The sequence below is a fragment of the Aminobacter sp. P4_H6_2 genome (genome assembly GCF_056400805.1).
In genome coordinates, this window is sequence record NZ_JBFUKO010000843.1 from 1 (window position 1) to 1,919 (window position 1,919).

General features: G+C 59.6%; 1 protein-coding gene. It reads left to right on the top strand.

Translation table 11 applies throughout. From position 1 onward, the window contains the following. The coding region (locus tag AC1DUU_RS30815) for a DUF5801 repeats-in-toxin domain-containing protein (protein ID WP_476787109.1) at positions 1–1,919 on the top strand (1,919 nt) is incomplete at both ends.

The window sequence follows — 1,919 nt, forward strand, 5'->3', positions numbered from 1 at the left end:
GAGGACGATGGTCCGAAGGTGATTTCGGTCGTCCCGTCTACTCCGGCACTCGGCAATGAATTGATCGTCAACGGCAGCTTTGAGGAAGGCCATGCCAACGTCCTCGGCAACCAGGATTGGGAGATCTTCCACTCGCTTGACGGCTGGACGTCGGACGGCGGCGTGCCGTTCGAGGTCCAGACCGGCGGGGCCGGCGGCGTAAGCACCCAGTTCGGCAATGCGCTGGTCGAGCTTGATTCCGACACTGTCGGTAATCCAGCGAACGGCAACGTCGGCGACATCAACGCCACCACCTCCACCAATGCCACGATCCAGCAGACGATTGCTGGCACGGAGGCTGGTCAGACCTATCAGCTGAGCTTCTGGTATTCGCCGCGCGGCGGCGATGGTGCCGGCTCCAGCGGCATGCAGATCTGGTTCGACGGCAAGCTCGTCCACGAGATTCCGGCCAACAGCAACATTGCCCCTGGCCTGCAGCAGATCACGATCAACGTGACCGCGAGCGGCCCCAACGCAGTGCTCGCCTTCAAGGGCACCGGCAGCGAAAACCAGCACGGTGCGCTGCTCGACAATGTCAGCCTGAAGGCGGTCTACAACGGCAATCTAGATGATGAGAACGTGCCCAACGGCGCGACCGGCATTCCAGGTGGTCCCGGCGATGATGGCTCGGGCCATATCGCGACCGGCATGATCAACTTCGATGCTGGTTCTGATGGGCTGAAGTCGATCGTGGCCACCCTTGGCAATGTGGGTCTTCAGGGCATACACGTGGTCGACGGAGTGGGCACCGCCTACCCCATCACCACGACTTGGGTTCCCGGCAAGGACGCTGACGGCAATGCCGCTGGGGGCTTCGAAAAAGGCGGCACGCTGGTCGGCACGATGAACGGCGGCGTGCCGGCATTCACGCTCGAAATCCGTTCGGACGGCAGCTACACCTTGAAGATGCAGGCCCCGCTCAGCCATTCGGGACACGGCGAGACCGGTTCATTCGAAGACAATCTGCTTCTAAGCTTCGGCTTCACCATCACAGATGGCGACGGCGACAAGGCAACCGGTACGATCAAGGTCAATGTCGACGACGACTCGCCCGAAGTGGCTGCTTCGGTTCCGGCAGCCACCGTCATGGACGAGCCGGGTTCGAGCGCGGTTTCCGTGAAGGTGGAGACATACGGGTTCGGCTACGCCGAGATCAACCAGGCGCCCAATATTCCCAATCTGACCACAAACGCCGGCACGATCGTCGTCATTCACGACAACGACTACACCTTGCAAAGTGCCGGTGCTGGCAAATCGATGATCTTCACGGCTGCTGCCGGCAAGACATTTACCATCGAAAGCGCCAAAATCGGCCTCGACGGCGCCAATACAGGTCTGTCGCAGGTCACGGTGATCGGATACGATGCAAATGGCAACGCGCTGGCCCCAGTCACTCTGACGGTTCAGTCCAACGCGATACCGGGCGTAACTCCAATGAGCATGTTCGACGCTACCGGCACTGTGCTGGATGGCGTGATATTGTCCAAGCTTGAGATCGTTCCGCCGAATCCGGCCGGCTTCCAGGGCCGTATTATCCTCGACAATCTGGAGTTGGGGCAGGTCACTGTAACGCCATCACAGCAGACAACCTCTAACATCGACCTGATGAAGCTCGTCAATTTCGGCGAGGACGGCGCGCATGCCGGCGATGCATTCCAGCTTAAGAGCTTCACCGCCAAGGATTTCGGCGATATCAATTCGGGTGGCCAGCCAGTCCAGATCAAGTCGGAAAAAGGAATACTCACCGGCTTCATTGGAGCGGACACTAAGGTGTTCGACCTCAAGATCGACGTCAACGGCAAAGCCGTGCTGACGCTCTACAAGCCCCTCGATCATGGCAATGCGAGCAAACTGGACCTCGACTTCAGCCAATTCATCAC